The 18,231-nt window shown below is 44.8% G+C and carries 17 protein-coding genes; 13 read left to right on the plus strand and 4 right to left on the minus strand.

All coding sequences use genetic code 11. The features are described from left to right. Window positions 1-9 precede the first annotated feature (9 nt). Window positions 10-1,020: an aldo/keto reductase family oxidoreductase gene (locus AB4154_RS04005; RefSeq protein WP_017059146.1), complete on the minus strand. Its 1,011-nt coding sequence runs from the start codon at window positions 1,018-1,020 to the stop codon at window positions 10-12. Window positions 1,021-1,152: 132 nt separating this feature from the next. On the opposite strand from AB4154_RS04005, the gene AB4154_RS04010 reads away from it, so the two are divergent. The 4 genes from AB4154_RS04010 (at window position 1,153) to AB4154_RS04025 (ending at window position 5,523) form a co-directional block, all read left to right on the plus strand. Beyond that, a complete protein-coding gene (locus AB4154_RS04010; protein WP_136974859.1) occupies window positions 1,153-2,037 on the plus strand; it encodes a LysR family transcriptional regulator in 885 nt (294 codons plus the stop codon). Window positions 2,038-2,371: 334 nt separating this feature from the next. Continuing rightward, on the plus strand, window positions 2,372-3,133 hold the full coding sequence (locus AB4154_RS04015; RefSeq protein ID WP_017065514.1) for a YdcF family protein: 762 nt from the start codon (window positions 2,372-2,374) through the stop codon (window positions 3,131-3,133). A gap of 477 nt (window positions 3,134-3,610) precedes the next feature. Further along, complete coding sequence (locus tag AB4154_RS04020) at window positions 3,611-5,083, plus strand: aerolysin family beta-barrel pore-forming toxin (RefSeq protein WP_017070919.1); 1,473 nt, start codon at window positions 3,611-3,613, stop codon at window positions 5,081-5,083. Window positions 5,084-5,301: 218 nt separating this feature from the next. Further along, the gene (locus AB4154_RS04025; RefSeq protein ID WP_017059142.1) at window positions 5,302-5,523 is read left to right on the plus strand and encodes a hypothetical protein; all 222 of its coding nucleotides are present in this window, start codon (window positions 5,302-5,304) and stop codon (window positions 5,521-5,523) included. Between the two features lie 128 nt (window positions 5,524-5,651). Here AB4154_RS04025 and AB4154_RS04030 read toward each other — a convergent pair whose 3' ends face one another. After that, window positions 5,652-6,173, minus strand: a complete 522-nt coding sequence (locus tag AB4154_RS04030; protein WP_010441213.1) for a DUF2058 domain-containing protein — start codon at window positions 6,171-6,173, stop codon at window positions 5,652-5,654. 415 nt (window positions 6,174-6,588) lie between these two features. Between AB4154_RS04030 and AB4154_RS04035 the strand changes: the two genes are divergently transcribed. Both AB4154_RS04035 and AB4154_RS04040 read left to right on the plus strand, forming a co-directional pair. Then, on the plus strand, window positions 6,589-7,923 hold the full coding sequence (locus tag AB4154_RS04035; RefSeq protein WP_102427807.1) for a sphingomyelin phosphodiesterase: 1,335 nt from the start codon (window positions 6,589-6,591) through the stop codon (window positions 7,921-7,923). A gap of 39 nt (window positions 7,924-7,962) precedes the next feature. Beyond that, complete coding sequence (locus AB4154_RS04040) at window positions 7,963-8,913, plus strand: hypothetical protein (RefSeq protein WP_017066154.1); 951 nt, start codon at window positions 7,963-7,965, stop codon at window positions 8,911-8,913. A gap of 4 nt (window positions 8,914-8,917) precedes the next feature. Here the strand turns inward: AB4154_RS04040 and AB4154_RS04045 are convergent, their stop codons facing one another. Continuing rightward, complete coding sequence (locus tag AB4154_RS04045; RefSeq protein WP_017059139.1) at window positions 8,918-9,952, minus strand: AraC family transcriptional regulator; 1,035 nt, start codon at window positions 9,950-9,952, stop codon at window positions 8,918-8,920. A gap of 170 nt (window positions 9,953-10,122) precedes the next feature. Here AB4154_RS04045 and AB4154_RS04050 point away from each other — a divergent pair, with 170 nt between their 5' ends. The 7 genes from AB4154_RS04050 (at window position 10,123) to purT (ending at window position 17,297) form a co-directional block, all read left to right on the plus strand. After that, window positions 10,123-11,136, plus strand: coding sequence for a DUF2804 domain-containing protein (locus AB4154_RS04050; RefSeq protein ID WP_372122277.1), 1,014 nt, complete (start codon window positions 10,123-10,125; stop codon window positions 11,134-11,136). Window positions 11,137-11,223: 87 nt separating this feature from the next. Then, window positions 11,224-12,072 (plus strand): sterol desaturase family protein, encoded by an 849-nt coding sequence (locus AB4154_RS04055; protein ID WP_372122278.1) that lies wholly within the window; start codon window positions 11,224-11,226, stop codon window positions 12,070-12,072. Window positions 12,073-12,278: 206 nt separating this feature from the next. Next, window positions 12,279-13,703 carry an exodeoxyribonuclease I gene (sbcB, locus tag AB4154_RS04060; RefSeq protein WP_017070926.1) on the plus strand — a complete coding sequence of 475 codons (1,425 nt, stop codon included), beginning with the start codon at window positions 12,279-12,281 and terminating at the stop codon, window positions 13,701-13,703. 25 nt (window positions 13,704-13,728) lie between these two features. After that, window positions 13,729-14,100, plus strand: a complete 372-nt coding sequence (locus AB4154_RS04065; RefSeq protein WP_371702364.1) for a CidA/LrgA family protein — start codon at window positions 13,729-13,731, stop codon at window positions 14,098-14,100. Window positions 14,101-14,102: 2 nt separating this feature from the next. Further along, the gene (locus tag AB4154_RS04070; RefSeq protein WP_017059134.1) at window positions 14,103-14,780 is read left to right on the plus strand and encodes an LrgB family protein; all 678 of its coding nucleotides are present in this window, start codon (window positions 14,103-14,105) and stop codon (window positions 14,778-14,780) included. 286 nt (window positions 14,781-15,066) lie between these two features. After that, window positions 15,067-15,954: a cytidine deaminase gene (gene cdd / locus AB4154_RS04075; RefSeq protein ID WP_372122280.1), complete on the plus strand. Its 888-nt coding sequence runs from the start codon at window positions 15,067-15,069 to the stop codon at window positions 15,952-15,954. 167 nt (window positions 15,955-16,121) lie between these two features. After that, complete coding sequence (gene purT, locus AB4154_RS04080; RefSeq protein WP_372122282.1) at window positions 16,122-17,297, plus strand: formate-dependent phosphoribosylglycinamide formyltransferase; 1,176 nt, start codon at window positions 16,122-16,124, stop codon at window positions 17,295-17,297. A gap of 114 nt (window positions 17,298-17,411) precedes the next feature. Here purT and AB4154_RS04085 read toward each other — a convergent pair whose 3' ends face one another. After that, a complete protein-coding gene (locus AB4154_RS04085; RefSeq protein WP_372122284.1) occupies window positions 17,412-18,065 on the minus strand; it encodes a thiopurine S-methyltransferase in 654 nt (217 codons plus the stop codon). Window positions 18,066-18,231: the final 166 nt, after the last annotated feature.

Here is an 18,231-nt window from a genome sequence, read left to right on the forward strand (position 1 = left end):
ATTCATTCCTTATGGCAGTGCTTGACCACGTGAGTACACGTATAGGTTGTACCACTCTTCACGAGACAGGTTTATCTGAGTCGCGACTGCCGAAGCTTTGATTCGCTCTAGATTTGTGGTGCCAATTACAGGTTGGATACGAGCAGGGTGACGAAGCAAAAATGCCAACACAATCGCTTCACTTTCTACGCCATATTGGTTCGCTAACTGAGCCACGTAGTGCGCTGTCTTTTTCACGTTTTCATGTTCTGAATACAAACCTTGCTCAGCAAATCGGCCTTGTGCCAAACAGCCCCAAGCTTGCAGTTGGATGTTATTCAATTGGCAATGTTCAAGAGTGCCTGCGGCGAAGTCTGATTGATGGTGCCCTTGCGAGTTAATCATCACCCCATCATTCAACCAATCCAATTTGGCTAAGCTCATCTCAACTTGATTCGCGACGATGGGTTGCCCAAGCGCAGATTGCAGGTACTGAATTTGATGGCTGTTCATGTTCGACACACCAAAATAATCGACCTTACCTTGCGCTTTTAAGTTCTCTAACGTTCTTGCTAGCTCATCGAGTTCCATCAAAGGATCAGGGCGGTGCAATAACAGCACATCAAGCTTTTCAGTATTCAATCGATTGAGAATACCGTCTACCGATTGGCCTACCCAATCAGCCGAGAAATCATAACGACCAACATTGCCCTCGCCTTCAAAACGAATCCCACACTTAGATTGAATGAACATCTGTTCACGCAGATCAGGCGCTTGTTGTAATGCTTGACCAAAGGCTTGCTCAGCTTTGCTGAAGGTATAGATATCCGCATGGTCGAATAAGTTAATGCCCGATTCTAGTGCGGTGCCGATTACGCTTCGTGTTTGAGCAACATCCGCACTCGTCACTGGATTATCATTCCAGCCACCACCTAACCCCATGCAGCCATAGGCAATTTGCCCAACATTCGGTAGATAATTTGATAATGGGATACGTTTTTTGTCATTCGTTTTGTTTGTAGATTCAGTGCTGTTCGTCATATCGATTCTCGCTTAGAAGATTTGCTGACCAGAAATATGCCTCTATCATATTGTTCTTTTTAAAAAACAGAATATGCTAGTTACGAAATGATTGTTTGATATGACGAACAATAGATTGGTAGGAACGCGCGAATGAACGAACACAAAAGAATAGAACGACTGATCCTGTTTGTAGAACTTGCTCAGCAACTCAACTTTACCAAGGCAGCCGAAAAGCTCGGTATCTCTAAGAGCTACCTTTCTGAACAGATCAAACGTTTAGAGAACGATTTACAGTGCCCGCTTTTGGTCAGAACCACTCGCAGTGTTCGTTTAACCCAAGAAGGCGAACGCGCGTTACAACAAGGCTTAACGATTCGCTCGCAAGTCTTACAGCTTGAACGCAGTGTTTCTGAGCAACACGACATCGTCAAAGGCCTATTACGCCTCACTGCGCCAAAGATGTTTACTGAGGTATATCTATTCGATATCTGCCAACAGTTTAGGCAGCAATACCCTGAGATTCGTTTCGAGATAAACAGTAGCTACACCAACTTTAATCTCAATCAAGATGATATCGATATCGCGTTTCGTGCCACCAATACGCCACCTGACAACATGGTGGCGAAACACTTGATTAGCTATCAACATGATTTAGTCGCGACTCCCGGTTATCTTAACCAATTTGGTCGCCCTACCAATGTGAGTGACTTAAGTGATCATCAATGCTTAGCAACGCTGCACCAAACCGAGTGGCCTTTAAAATCGGTAAATATTGATGTGTCCGGCTGGCTTTCAAGTAATGACAACCACCTGCTTAAGCAACAAGCCATGGCAGGCAGTGGCATCATCCGTATTGCAAGTTACTACGTTGCGAAAGAGATCGAGCTTGGAGAGTTAGAGCGAGTGCTGCCTGATGAATGTCTGCAACAAGGCAACAGTATTTATCTGTTCTATCCGCAAGTTATTTATCCGGCAAAGAAACACCAAGTGTTCGTTAAATTTGTTCAGCATTACTTCGAAAACTTGAGAGCTTGATCATTTAAGAGCTTGAAGATTTGGTAGTTTAAGAATATGAAAGCTGAGTTAACGAGTTGAAGAAACGGAAACCGATGAACAGATAAATCAAATAACACGAAATAAGGTTTAAATAACCCTCTTGATTTATATACCTATATTTAGAATGGCATTATCGAACAATAATAAAGCGATTTTTCGAATGCTCTCATCGATGATTGTTCTTGATAGAAAGAAATTGTGCATTTGTTCAATAATACAATGAGTTATCTATGAATGATTAACATAACTGATATATGATGCACCGCTTCAGTATGTCACATCATCTTGGCACCAGTTCGATAACAGGATCCTCATGAGCTTTATTATATTATTACTTCTTCTGCTATTCGTAGGCTTTACACGTTTACTTCAGTGGCGAAAAACCTCTCTGTTTTTATCTCTTGTTCTTATATCGTCATTTGTGCTGATTGGTTCAGGTTTAATTCCTCGTTATTTACTGAACGATCTGCAAGCCGATTACGAAAATAAGCCTGATATCCAATGGTCTGACAATAACGCCATTGTTCTTCTGGGTGCGGGAACGCAGTTAATTAAAAGCACGCAAGAGTTCGAGCCAGCCTTTTTCTCTTTTGGCCGAATCAGTGAAACCGCCAGCCAATATAAAGATTGCGCCAAAACCCAAACCACATGCAAAGTGATCATCAGTGGTGGCGATGCACAAAATAACGGTGTTGCCGAAGCAGAAGTTTATCAGCAACAATTGCTGAGACTTGGCGTTCCGATGGGTGACATCATTCAAGAGCCAAATAGCGTCAACACTTGGAAGAACGCTCAGCTCACTAGTGACCTAATGAAGCATCATAAATTCGACAACATTGTGTTGGTTTCATCTGGCCTACATATTCGTCGTAGCGAGCTCTACTTCAACCACTTCGGCTTGAATGTTATTCCAGTGAGAGCCGACTATATGGCTGCTCAAATTTCATGGTTGCCATTGTGGTACAACTTTGCGGTCACAGATTTTGCTTTGCATGAACAGATTGGCTTTGCTCGTTACAACATTTACAACTTTATGGGTTGGAACAGCAAACGCGAAAAACCAGGTGATGCTTAATCTCTTCCAATTAAGTTAACTCGAACAATAAAAAATGCAGCAGCAATCGAACGGTTGTTGGCTGCATTTTTCGATCTTGCTTATCACAACATCCCTCCTTATTTGGCTTACTCAGTACTTCCCCCTCCTTTAAACAATAAACCTATCTAATCCATCTTGCTGGCCTAAATTTTCCAAGCCAACATACCAAATAACGAGGCTTCAAAAACAGAAACGTTCAACAATTAATCACCCATAGATTGGATTGTTGAAACTAATTGAAGTCATCAAGATAAGTCTTTATCAAACAACAAGTTGATCAGTACAACCTCCTGATATCTATAAGTATTTATTTTCAATTCATTTCAGTATTTTTGGCATTGTTTTATATGACAAAGTACACCCCGCTAGAGCCCCTCGGCTTTAAATAATATCAATAAAATCTAATAACTCGATTCTAATAAAAATAGCCAAATAATGGCATTTAGGAACTTATTCATGCTTAACGTCAGTAAAACCGTTCTATTTAGCTCTGCCCTCTGTTTCATCTCTTTTGCCACTCATGCCAAGATATATTCAGACCAAATCGTATTGGATAACCTCGGTGAAGATATCTGCCGTTCCGATTATCGTCCGCTCAGTAATACAGAAGCTCAAGAACACAAAACCGCCCTACTATCTCGCATGAATGTGTGGGACATTGCTGGCCTTAAAAATGACTGGGTGATCATGGGGTCTGGCTACCACGGGCTCATCAAACAAGGACAACCAAGCGACAATACCTGGTGTTACCCTAACACCCCAGACGCAGGCCTGCCTTACTACGAAGCGCAAGCTATCGAAACGAACAATAACCTTGATATTCAACGCGCCTTAGTCAGCGACAACACGAACTTTATCAGGCCACTGAGTTACTTGGCCCATAACCTCGGTTACGCTTGGGTTGGAGGCGATAGCGCGCGTTACGTCGGCCAAGACATGGCAATAAAACCGCTTAACAATGGTTGGGAGATTAAAGGCAATAACGATGGAAGCTGTGCCGGTGATCGCTGTGATGAGAAGACAAGCATCACTGTTGATAACTTCGCTTACACGCTCGATAACACATCGTTTTTACACGGTTCTATGACAGAGACCGACCAAGAACTGATTGAAACCGTCTCGGCTTATGCAATCAATGACGACGATCAGTCTAAACAAATCGTCGTTGACCTTCATTTTGAGCAATCCACACAATGGAGTAAAACCCAACGCTTCGACCTTGCTGATTCAGTCGTCATTGATGAAACCTTTCATTGGCCACAAGTTGGAAAGACAGAAGTAAGAGTAGCGCTAGAAGATGGCCAACGTTTCTCCGATACCAACAATGGTGCTCGTTTTGAACCAACAGAACTGGAAGCCATCATCACCGTGCCTGCTCACTCAGTACTTCCTTTTCAAGTAGAGTTCTTACGCTCTACCATCACTTACCCATACCGTATCAAAACCAGCATGAGTTACGACGTGAACTTCACAGGTTTCCTTCGTTATAGCGGCAATGCGCTAAGCTCACACCCAACAAACCGCCCGACGGTCTCTCACACCTTTACCATGGGAACCACCAGCGAAGATCAAGCCAATATCCGCTACCAATGGGATCACCGTTATATTCCTGGAGAGATGAAATGGTGGGATTGGAGCTGGGCAATCAACACCAATGGTTTAAGTAGCATGCAGTACGCCGCAGGTGCCAGTGTCCGTCCTTTCTACACCTATGTTTCAGGCCAGTTTAGTGCGGAGTCACAATATTCTGGAATGATCGATATTGGTACCGAGCACTCTATTGATTCATTTAACGCCATGACACCTTCAGGCGATTACACACCCTACTACGCTGGTGACATCAAGGTTCTGACTGACTTCGACCCTGCAGCCCTAGCGCAACTGGGTTATAACAGCGCTCAGCTAACGCTTACCCCAATGCAGCCATAAGCCCATAGAAAGTTTCAGCTGTTATTCCAAGCCCATTGCGTCTGCTCTGGGCTTGATTCGTCTTACATTCTCTCAGTCATACATCTGTATTAGCCGCTAAGTATTCACTTTCTGAATCGTTTTTCATTGACTTAAAAATGAAATCATAACGACACACTAATTTGCGTAACTTAGGGTGCAAATAGGCAATCAGATTACAGTGCCTATCAGGAGGATGTATGAAACCAAATCGATCTACGGTACTCACTGGACATGTAAAACACTGCCCATGCTGCTCTACCGAACTGGTCATCAAAGACCACATTCACGTTTGCCCGCGCAATGAAATTGGCGACTGTTACTTCGATGGCTATGACCAACACGAACAGCGCGCTAATACCGATTTTATCGATCATGCAAGTGCCAATGATAGCCTTGTTTACGGCATGTCAGAACACTAAGCGTTATTCAAGATTTGTTGAAGTCATTTCGCGCCAAAAAAAATGCAGCGCCAATCGAGTGATTGTTCGCTGCATTCTTAGATCCTGTAAACTTAGCTAACCATTAAAATGGAGCTAGGTAAAACGGATTACCACATTAGATCATCTGGGATCACGAAGTCTTTGTACGGGTCATCTTCGTCTACTTCGTCTGTGCTACCTGCCTGCGTATCAACGATAGATTCTTCGTCGCGCATAGCAATCTTGTTCGCTACTGCTGTTGGAATAACAACATAGCTCTCGCCTTGACGAGCAATACTTAGAATGCCTTTACTTAGTTGCTTTTGAGTCAGCTCTTCTACGTAAAGATATTTAACTAGCGTACCGTCGGTGAAGTTGTATTTGATCTCACCGTTCTTCTGTTCGATCTTGTTCATCTCAATCAGTTGCTTCACTTGAGCTTTAATTTCTTTGCTCAACTGTTGTTCTTTCAACTGTTGGTTTAGCTCTTTGTCTTTCGCTTGCTGCGCCAGTTTAGTTTCTTCAGCTGCCGCTTTTGCTTCACGAGACTGAACGCGAGACTTTTTAGAGCCTTTCTTCGCCTTCTTTAATTTTTTCTCATTTACCAAGCCAGCTTTAAGCATCTGCTCTTGGAGTGTTAACTTTGCCATGACTTTCCCAGTTCAGGATTAAAAACGGCACTATCATACCTGTTTTTGAGGTTTCTGTTTACTGAACAAGAGTAAATTACAGAACAATCGCAAAATTTATGCTGATAGCTCTAAGCTGTGTCCATATTCCCTTCTTGTTGCTCACAACCTCCACTTTACCGCGACACACAGTTTTCACTTAAGCACGCCAATATTGGCTGTTCCACCGACTCGAAAGCATTAACTGACCCTATTATTCGCGCGCGTACCACTTATCATTCCGATAAGACAATATGTTAATTTTCAATGGTTAATCAATTTTATAAAACCTTGGCATATATCTCATATTTGAATAAATGCCATAGAGTTATAACTCCAATGTCATAACTCTTGACTACGTTATTCTAGACATCAATCAATAAGGATAACGTAAACGATGAAAACTCAATGGACTTGGTTAGCTGCACTTGTGGCATCCACATCAATCGCTTCGACCTCTGCGATCGCAGACACCGACGTGTATCTCACCAATAACACCAATCAAGTGATGACCATTCAAGCCAACCACACTGGTACCGACCTGCTTCAACTCGGTGATGAGTGGCAACAGCATGTTGAACAGATTGGTCCTTGGGAGACGAAGAAGCTGATAAGTTTCAACCGCTGGACTGGTGTGAAATCTGGGAAGACCTATGAGTTTGACACTGTGGTATCAAACGCTGTGGGCGAAAGTGTCACGCTCAACCAAACCATGAAGGGACATTGGTATAACTCGACACTGCAACATGGTTTGAGTGCCGCAGACGTCAACCTAACATTGCATGACGATCGTAATATTCATCGCAGCACAACCGATGCGTTCGGGGTCAATGCAGAGCTAGCCCTCAAAGCCGATTCTACAGCGCGCTATGATGATATTTATTACACCATCACCCCACCAAAAGTGGATGAGCAACCAGAGCCGGATGCCAATACACTCAAGGTCATGACTTACAACATCTGGGCGCTGCCTGCCATCGCTTCACATATTGGTGACCGCTATGACCTACTCCCTCAATATGTAAAGGGCTATGACGTGTTGGCGCTTCAAGAGGTGTTTGCTAACGGCAGAGATGAGTTCTTGCGTGAGCTTGCGAAAGAGTATCCTTATCAAACTAAAATGCTCGATAAAGATGGGATTAACATATACGACGGTGGTGTGATCATTGTCAGCCGCTATCCTATCGTTAATGAAGCGCAGTATGTTTTCCCTGATTGCACGGGCACAGATTGCTTTGCTGATAAAGGTGTTAACTACGCGGAAGTGATCAAGAATGGTCAGGCTTACCATGTTTTCGGTACCCACACGGCATCATTCGATACGGACACCGCTCGTGATTACCGACAACGTCAATTCAAGCAGATGCGTGCACTGGCGCAGTCTCTGAATATCCCGGCATCAGAAACTGTGGTTTACAGCGGTGACTTCAACGTGAACAAGCTCAAGTTCCCAGACGACTACCAACAGATGTTCGCTAACCTGCAGGCTGATGAACCAACATACTCAGGTTACACCGCTTCTACCTTTGACCCACGCATCAACAACTTTGCGGGTGAACCTATGTCGGGTGGTGAAAACGTTGAGTATCTCGATTATGTGGTAGTGAGCTCGGAATATGCCGCCAAAGCTCATAACGACAATCGTGTGGATGTCCCAAGATCAACAAGCAGTGAGTTATGGAAGCACTACAACCTTTCAGACCACTTCCCTGTTAGCGCCGTCATTAAGTAACTCGGTGAACGCATAATGCATCGAGTTATATTAACCCTAATGCTCGTCTTAACGGCGAGCATTATTGGCTATTCGTGGTCATCAAAAACGAACGAAACAGCGCTATCTTCTGCTCAACACACAGAACCTAAGCCGCGTGTTTCTACGACAACTAATGACGATAATTCCACGCCTACTGCAACCGCTAGTTCGGAAAACTCCGCATCGCACAGCAATCAAGCCCAAGCTGGAGCACTGGACGGTAAAATTCTTGCTGAAAACTTGAGTGAGCTTGAAGGCAAGGCTTTGTTCGATGAACTCGATGGGTTCTGGAAGCTTTGCCAACAACGTGATGACTGCACTGAGCAACTAGCACGATTGAAATCAGAATTGCCGAGTATATGGTTTGAATTACTGAGCGACTATCCGCAGCTATCGGCTGACTGGCAATTAACACAAAGCACTATCCCACTTGAATCCATAGAGACTCTTGAAGATCGTGTTGCCTTATTCAAGCAATCTGCACAGCAAGTATGGGGAGAGTTGGCCCACCAGCTATTCGCTGACCAGTTTGCTCATCTGGATTTTACGCTTGACGCCAACACCCTTGAAGAGAACGAAGCGAGCCAGTTTTTGGCCAACTATCAAGATTTGCTTAGTGAATGGCAAAACAATACGGGCACGTTAAACGCCGAAACACAGCTTCAAAAATATGAACTGGCAGTATCTTTGATACCCAGCAGCTATAGCCCTGCTGAAGTAGCATCAGTCAAAGCCGACCTTCAAGATGCCTACTTAGATGAAGCGCAGGCCAGCAACATTGCCGCGCGAGAACAACAAGTCGCACAACAGCAACAAACCGTGATGAGTTATCACGTGCAACTGGATCAGCTCAAAGCGACCTTAGGCTCTCAACGTTCATCAAGTTATGCCACTTGGACTCAACAAGATTGGGACAGTTACTATCAGCAGCAAGTCACCGATTTCAGAGAACAGTTCTTTAGCAAGTAACGCCTTAACTTAAACCATCACGAAACTGAGCGGGCGTTTTATTGAGCCAACCTTTAAACGCCCTTCTGAAATTTGCAGGGTCGCTATAACCGAGCCTTTCACCGATGTCATCAATGCTCATGGTTGTGCCGAGTAATAGCTCTTTGGCCAGCTCCACTCGAACTTCGGTAAGCAATATTTGGTAACTGGATTCATGGGTCACTAGCTCTCGCCTGAGTGTACGAGAGCTACAACCAAACTCATCCGCGAGTTGTTCAATATTCGGGAAACTGCCTGCGGTTTGATAAAAGATCGTTTTGATCTGGTTAGTCAGCAGATGCTCAGAGTCCAACGTTTCCATTATCGACTGGCAAGACGCAAGATAGCGCTTCAGTGTCGCTGCATCATGAGTCAATAAGGTTTGCGACAAAACCGATACATCAAAACGCAGTTCACAATGGCTCTGCTCAAAAACTACAGGGCACTGGAAACGGTCGTCATAGAGCTTGGCGTAATTAGTGCGTGTATAAGGCAAAGCCAAAATATGAATATCCAACTCATGACCAGTCAGCTCTTTGAATAAAGAGACGATTGAACTCAAGAAATATTCACTGCAGAAAGGAAGCAGATCGCCCACTTCCAATGTGTTCTCAATCTGAATCACTGCTTGCTCGGAATCTAGAAACAATTTAACCGAGAAGATAGGACCGTTCAGGCGCAAATACTTGAAGCCCGACTTGATGGCCTCCCCGACATTTTGACTGGTTGATAGCGCATAACCCAACACACCAAAGTGGCTCAAGCTAGCGTGCTCTCCCAACCAAAGCCCCAAACCATCGTGAGGAAAACTCTGATTAGCCGCGCTAAACAACGAAAGCTTGTCAGCGTAAGTCAGTTTTCCATTCGGATCTCGCCAATCCATGTTCGGCAAACCCACATCATTGAGTAGCCTTTCAATATCGATACCTCGTTGCTCTAGCGTATTCAACAGCAGCGCGATATCTAATGTACCTAACTGGTGCCTATGTCCGGTTGGCTTATACTCCGCGATAATCTCCAATCGTCTCTCCTTATATCGAGCCCATTCCCATCAACATGACTACTCAGCCTTAACAACACATGCTGACAAAATCGTGATTGGTAACGCGCTCTTGTCCGAATATGACCTCCCAATTCTACGCTACTCATCGCACAATGGCTTTAGTTGTTAAAATAATGTGAACCATCGCAATGATAAAAACCAACCCAGCCCCACACAGTTTGATTAATTCTAATGGTCAGCCGATCATTGGGCATTTCGATGGCATCCTTAAACACCTAAACATCGAGAACTTTGACTACCGAAACTCGATGGATTCAAAAGCAAACCCTTGGCAGAAGCACTTCCACTATAAGCAATTCCAGTTTGTCAGCATCGTCACCGACACACACATTATCGGCGTCGCTATCGCGGATATTCGCTACTTAGGCTCGGCATTTTGTTATCTGTACGACATAGAAAACAACCATCTGCAAGAGTCATCTTGGTTGAGGCCATTAGGGTTTGATAAACAAGTTACCGCTTCGCCATTTGACGGCACGACAAACATTGCAGGCCAAAGTATCACCTTTAATATTGAAGGCGGGCAATGGCAAGTTCGATTGAATACCAAACTCATCAAGGCCGATATCGCTTTAGAGCCTGAAACCGACAGCTTGCCAATGGCGATGTGCAGCCCAACGGGTTATTCAGGTTGGACTTACACCCAAAAGCACAATGCTTTACGCATCAGCGGCGACATCCAAATCAAAGGAGAATCACTCGTTCTCCAACAAGCTCGTGCCGGTTATGACTTTTCAGCGGGTTACATGAGGCGTGATACCAGTTGGCGCTGGGCAAGTATCAACACGCAATCCAATGGCACAGATATTGGCCTAAACCTCGCGGCGGGCGTGAATGAGACTGGAGGCTGCGAAAACGTATTGTGGGTCAGTGGAACCAGACACTTACTTAACCCGGTACAGTTTACGTTCAGTCGCCAAGACACGAATTTACCTTGGCAGATAACATCACAAGATGGACGTATAAACCTGACCTTTACGCCCTTAAATAACCGCAGCGAAAAGCTCAATTTATGGCTGTTAAAGAGTAACTTTCGTCAGTTCATTGGTCACTTTTTTGGCTCGATTGAAGACAACAATGGAGTGACACATCAACTCGATGGTGTTCTTGGCCTAACAGAAGATCACTTTGCTTGCTGGTAGCGAAATTCTGCTGATTGAATCTCAGGCGAGCAAGTCTAAGTAAACTTGATACTAAGAACGCGTATGGCGTCTCAACAAGGATAAAACATGAATATCGACGCATTAATCAATCACCCAGAATGGCTACTGCTGGTATTAGCGCCCTTGTTCGTGGTGTGCATGTTGGCTGAGTATTTTATCGGTCAGAAGCAAGGTCGACTGCCTGATAACTCCAGCTATAAGCTTTCAGAAGTGATGTGTAATTTCACGCTGGCGGGAATGCATCAACTCTCCGATTTGCTCACCGGGTTATTGGTCGTGCAGCTGTATCTCTGGATGTTTGGTTGGCGCTTAATGGACATTGAAATGGGCGTGCTGAGTTTTGTTGTATTGATGGTGTTGCAAGACTTTTGCTATTACTGGTTCCACAGAGCAAGCCATCGTGTTCGCTGGATGTGGGCAGCACACGTGGCACACCACAGTTCAGAAAGCATGAACTTCAGTACGGCTTTCCGTCAAAGCTTAATGTATCCACTTGCTGGGATGTGGCTTTTCTGGATACCGTTGGTCATCATAGGTTTTGCCCCTAAGTGGGTCATCTTTGTGGTGCTTCTCAATCTAGGTTTGCAGTTCTTCGTCCATACACAATGGATACGAAGCTTGGGGCCACTTGAATACATCTTTAATACCCCTTCGCATCATCGAGTACATCACGGCAAAAACCCGCAATACATTGATAAGAACTACGCCGGCGTTCTTATTATCTGGGATAAGTTATTTGGTACATTCGAACCTGAAGTTGAAACTGTACGTTATGGCGTCACCAAACCCGTGAACAGTTTTAATCCGATAGTGGTCACCTTTCAAGAATGGAAGGCCATATTCAAAGATTTGAAGAACCGAGAGTTAACCATGAAGCAGAAAGTCCAGTTGATACTCTCGCCTCCATCGGATTAAACGGACGATAGACAGATTGTATTAACTAAGAAACCGCCTCAATTGGTTTCAAAACCTTCCCCACTGACTCGATTGAATAGTAAAGCACCGTTTTCCGGCAATTTATTTGTGATCTGGGTTGCACGCGTACCGCATACTATCAGATACTGAACAAAACTAACCTTCAGCCACAGTAAACGTTCCGCGCTTGCTGTTCAGGAAATTCAATGAGTTCAGATAATCAGCCAACCTACTTCTTTTTCGATTACGAAACATGGGGCGTTAGCCCAGCAAAAGACCGTCCGAGTCAGTTTGCGGGTGTTCGTACCGACCAAGATTTCAATGTTATTGGAGAGCCTCTGGTTATCTATTGCCAACCTCCCGCTGATTACCTCCCTGCGCCTGAAGCTGCACTGATCACCCGTATCACACCACAAAAAGCGGCTTCACAAGGTCTCCCTGAGCCAGAGTTTATCGCTAAGATCCATGCTGAGTTAGCGAAACCTAACACCACAAGCCTTGGCTACAACAGTATTCGATTTGATGATGAAGTAACGCGTTACACCTGTTACCGAAACTTCATCGACCCATATGCGTGGAGCTGGCAGAACGGCAACTCTCGTTGGGATTTATTAGATGTAATGCGCGCTGTTCACGCACTGCGTCCTGAAGGCATTGTTTGGCCAGAGAACGAAGAAGGTTACCCAAGCTTCAAACTGGAACACCTATCTGTGGCAAACGGCATTGAACACGAGAACGCGCACGATGCGATGGCCGATGTTATTGCGACCATCGAGTTAGCGAAGAAGCTGAAAGCTGCGCAACCTAAGATGTTCGATTACCTTTACAACATGCGTCATAAGCGTAAGCTGAATGATCTGGTTGATATCGTAAACATGACACCATTAATGCACGTTTCAGGCATGTTTGGCCGTGACTGCAACTACACCAGCTGGATTGTGCCTATGGCTTGGCACCCAACCAATCAAAATGCGGTTATCGTGGTTGATTTAGCCAAAGATCCAAGCCCACTGTTAGAACTGGACGCTGATGAACTCAGAGAAAGGCTCTATACCAAACGCAGTGAACTGGGTGAAGACGAACTACCCGTACCCATCAAATTGGTTCAGCTAAACAAGTGCCCTATTCTTGCTCCAGCCAAAACACTAACGGCTGAAAATGCTGAAACCATCGGTATCGATCGCCAACAATGCCTGAAAAACTTGGCACTGCTGCGCGAACACCCAGAGATCCGCGAAAAACTGATCGGCCTGTATTCACAAGAGCGCGAGTACGAAAAGAGTGATGATGTTGATACACACCTTTACGACGGTTTCTTTTCACCTGCTGATAAAACAGCGATGAACATCATTCGCGAAACTGACCCGAACAACTTGGCGGCTTTGGATATCACCTTCAGTGACGAACGAATTAAACCGTTACTGTTCCGTTACCGTGCGCGTAACTTCCCATGGACGCTCGACGAAGCTGAGCAATTGAAATGGGCGAACCATTGTCGTGAGTTTTATGAGTGCCGTTTAGAAGAGTACATGCTCAACCTTGAAAACCTCGCGCACGAACATGAAAGCGACGAGAAGAAAATGGCTATCTTGAAGGCGGTTTATCAGTACGTAGAAAAGTTAGCTAGCTAATTCCATTATCAAGAGACGTAACACTTTGAAAGAAAGATTGATCCAACTGGTTTACTGCTTAATCTCCTTCACCTTAATCATAGGTGCACTTACAGCAGGTAACGCGTTACAGCACTTTTTGGATACCTCAATTCCAGGCAGTATTTTTGGCATGTTGATTCTGTTTGCCGCCATGGTGATTGGTATTGTTCCTTCGCACTGGGTACAGCCCGGTGCAAGCTTGATTATCCGCCTAATGATCTTACTGTTTGTTCCGATCAGTGTTGGGTTGATGGATCATTTCGACATGCTCATCACGAACGCATTGCCAATTATGGCGAGCGCCGTTGGTGGCACATTATTGGTGTTAGTATCCTTATCATGGTTCTTAGACCGCTTGCTTTCGAGAGGTAACTGATCATGTGGATTCTACTCACCATCGTGGTATTCCTATTTGCTCGCTGGGTAAGTCAAAAAGTAAACTCGCCGCTGTGTAACCCCCTGCTTATCAGCATTGGTATCATCATTCCGATTCTCACGTTCTTTAGAGTACCGTTTGAGACTTACTATGCTGACAACACTTGGATTACCTACATGCTGCAGCCTGCGGTTGTTGCACTTGCTTACCCACTTTATGAGCAGCTACCTCAAATCAGAGCCAACTGGCGCATCATTACCTTTGCGTGCACGCTAGGCAGTGTGATGTCGATGACAACAACGGCAGTGATCGCAGTAGCATTTAAAGCGGACTTAACTTTGATTGCGAGCTTGTTAGGCAAATCAGTCACCACGCCAATTGCAATGGAAGTATCGAGCCATTTAGGTGGTGAAGCAGCGATTGCGGCAATACTGGTATTGATTGTGGGTCTATTTGGGGCAATTTTTGCTTACCCAATCTACAACCTCATTGGTATTAAGAGCCCGATCGCCCGTGGTTTAACCATGGGTACCGTGTCTCACGCTTTAGGCACCGCGACTTGTGCGGAAAAGAATCAGGAAGATGCAGCATTCAGTTCTTTGGCTCTTGTGCTTTGTGGCGTCATTACCTCAATCATCGCACCGAGTATATTTTCGCTCGTGGTTTGGTTCTATTCTTAACCTAAACGATCACTACGCGATTCAGCCCAACCAGAATGCTGTTTATTACAGTGTCTGTTTGGGCTTTTTATTCGCATTTATTTAGCAATAGCAGTCAAGTCACGGTCTTTTACGAGCACTAAGTGCGATATCAGCTGTATAAATGGCTCTTGCAATCGATTTCATCTGTGACTTCACTCTAATTATGCAAGCCAATGTAACAACAACAACGCAATAGTGATCATTGTCACAGACAAATCCTGAGCATTGCATAGAATTAAAGCCTAAGGTCAATTAAGGATTCAACATGAACAGTCGTATTACCCTGGCGCTGGAAAGTGCTCCATCATCAATGAAAGCGCTTTTGAGTGACATCGTATTAGCAGACAACTTTGACGCGACATTGTCTCCAGAACAATTTGCTAGCCTACTGCAAGCAAGTGGTCTAGCGGATGACGAACTACGTATTGCGCTACTTCCTTTTGCCGCAGCGTATTCTTACGCTCCGTTATCTGACTTTTATGTTGGTGCAATCGTGCGTGGTTTGTCTGGTACTCTGTATTTTGGTGCAAACCTTGAAATCGCTGGTGCTCAACTTGGTCAAACCGTTCACGCTGAGCAATCTGCAATCAGCCACGCTTGGATGAAAGGCGAACTCGGTATCTCAGATATCACCATCAACTTCAGTCCTTGTGGTCACTGTCGTCAATTCATGAACGAACTGACCACAGCAAAAGAACTTAAAGTTCAGCTTCCACAACGTGATGAAATGTCTCTGCAAGAATACCTGCCAGACTCGTTCGGCCCTGCCGATTTAGGTGTGACGACTGGCCTAATGACTAAGCTTGATCATAAACACACGACTGAAGAAACAACGCCTATTGTTGTAGAAGCGCTAGCAGCACTAAACCGCAGCCATGCGCCTTACACCAAAAACCTAAGTGGTGTTTCACTGCAATTGACGTCAGGCGAGGTTTTCACCGGTGCTTACGCTGAAAACGCAGCGTTCAACCCGAGCTTACCTCCTCTACAAGTGGCGTTGATTCAACTTAAACTGGCTGGCTTCGATTTTGAACAGATTGAAAGTGCAGCGTTGGTTGAAATTGCCGAAGGTAGCATCAGTCACCTAGCGGATACGCAATCTACATTAGAAGCGATTAATCCCGACATTCCAGTGACTTACTTAGCAATCTAAGTACATCTAATTAACAAAATTTTAAATAAGCAGCCCTATTTAACGGGGCTGCTTTTTTTATGCCTGTAATTAAAGCAACAATTTGCGCAAACGTTTGCTTTTATCATTGAAATAAGTATGATCACCCCGTTTTCAATCAATCGCTCAAAAGATCGGAAGGAATTTCTATGTTTGGTACTGCTACTCGTGAAAATGCTACTCGTGTACTTCTATTAGGTTCAGGTGAACTCGGCAAAGAAGTTGCTATCGAGTGCCAACGTTTAGGCTTGGAAGTTATTGCATGTGACCGTTACGCAGACGCACCCGCAATGCAAGTTGCACATCGTAGTCATGTATTAGACATGTTAGACGGCGATGCACTGCAAGCAGTCATTGAACTTGAAAAACCAGATTATGTGGTTCCTGAAATTGAAGCTATTGCCACCAGCAAGTTGGTAGAACTAGAAGCGCAAGGCTTAAATGTCGTTCCAACTGCGAATGCGACCAAGCTAACGATGAACCGCGAAGGTATCCGTCGCCTAGCTGCAGAAGAGCTAAAACTGAGCACTTCTCCTTACCGCTTTGCAGACACCTTTGAAGACTTTGCTGCCGCTGTTGAATTCGTGGGCATGCCTTGCGTTGTTAAGCCAGTAATGAGCTCTTCAGGTAAAGGCCAAAGCGTTATCAAAACGGAGGAAGACATTCAAAAGTCTTGGGACTACGCACAAGAAGGCGGTCGTACTGGCGCGGGTCGCGTAATCGTTGAAGGCTTCATCGACTTTGATTACGAAATTACGCTACTTACCGTTCGCGCAGTCGACGGTGTGCATTTCTGTGCACCAATCGGCCACCGCCAAGAAGATGGTGATTACCGTGAGTCTTGGCAGCCACAAGTCATGTCAGACAACGCACTTAAAACAGCGCAATACACCGCTGAACAAGTGGTTAATGCACTAGGTGGTCACGGTATCTTTGGTGTTGAACTGTTCGTTAAAGGCGACCACGTGATCTTCAATGAAGTCTCCCCTCGCCCACATGATACTGGCTTGGTTACTCTGATGTCTCAAGACTCATCGGAATTTGCACTACACGTACGCGCATTTACAGGTATGCCGATCAAATCAATTACTCAGTATGGCCCTTGTGCCTCTGCCGTAATCCTTGGTCAAGGCACATCAACGAATATCCGCTTTGAAGGCCTTGCAGAAGCGCTAGACGCACCACAAACGCAAGTTCGCTTGTTTGGTAAGCCTGATATCGATGGTCGCCGTCGTCTTGGTGTGGCGCTTACTCGTCGCAACAGCACTGAGACAGCGATTGAAGATGCAATTGAGAGCGCGTCAAAAGTAAAAGTGATTTACTAACCTGCTATTCAATTCTGAACAATCACGAGTTCAAATCTGAACAATAAAAAAGACGGGCTATCGAGCCCGTCTTTTTGTTGGTGTTATCTGTTGGCTTAACTAAGCAGACTGAACTTAAGCGTCTGACTCAATCAAATACACTTCTTCACAGAAGCGAGACAAACCTTTCTTAGCAATCTTCGGATGTTCATCGTCTGCGATGTCCTGATTCAACAATGTGATCTTATAACCTGCGAACAACTGATCGATTTCTAGCTTAGGCACGCTAAACGGAGGCCCCGCCATCTCGCTTTGATCATAATCCAGAGTCACCAGAAGGATCTTACCGCCCGGTTTCAGCAGTTGTTTCAAACGCTCGACATACTGCACTCTCATCTCTTCAGGCAATGCGACTAAAGACGCGCGATCATAAATGGTATCGACAGGTTGGATTGGCGCTGAAAAGTAATCGCCCGTGTAGATGTTCAGTTCATCGAATTGGTAGAGCTCGTGCTGACCGCTAATTTGAGTCACAGTCGGGGTATAAAGGTGCTCTGCAAAAAATGCGCGAACCGCAATCTGGCTTAACTCGACACCTTGAACATCTTCATGCTTTGAAGCTAGCCAAATCAGATCTTCACTTTTGCCACAAAGTGGAACAAACACACTCTTCTCGCAGCTAGGCTCAGTCTTTTCCCAAAATTTAATCAGAAGTGGGTTTACATCTTCGAGGTGGAAACCAATTTGGTTGGCTGCCCATTTATTGTGCCAAAATTCAGGATTATTCATCTTTCGTTCATGTTAAACAGTCATAATGCAAGGGTACAGTATAGAGAGGTAAGAGCAACCTTAGCTTGGTTTAAAGTACTAAATTGATTTCGATAAAATCAGAAACTGGCTAAGTTCAAAGTTCTGATAATTGCGGAACTAACGGTTGGGTTATTTGGCTATATCT

Source organism: Vibrio sp. 10N.286.51.B11 (genome assembly GCF_041469245.1).
GTDB lineage: Bacteria > Pseudomonadota > Gammaproteobacteria > Enterobacterales > Vibrionaceae > Vibrio > Vibrio crassostreae_C.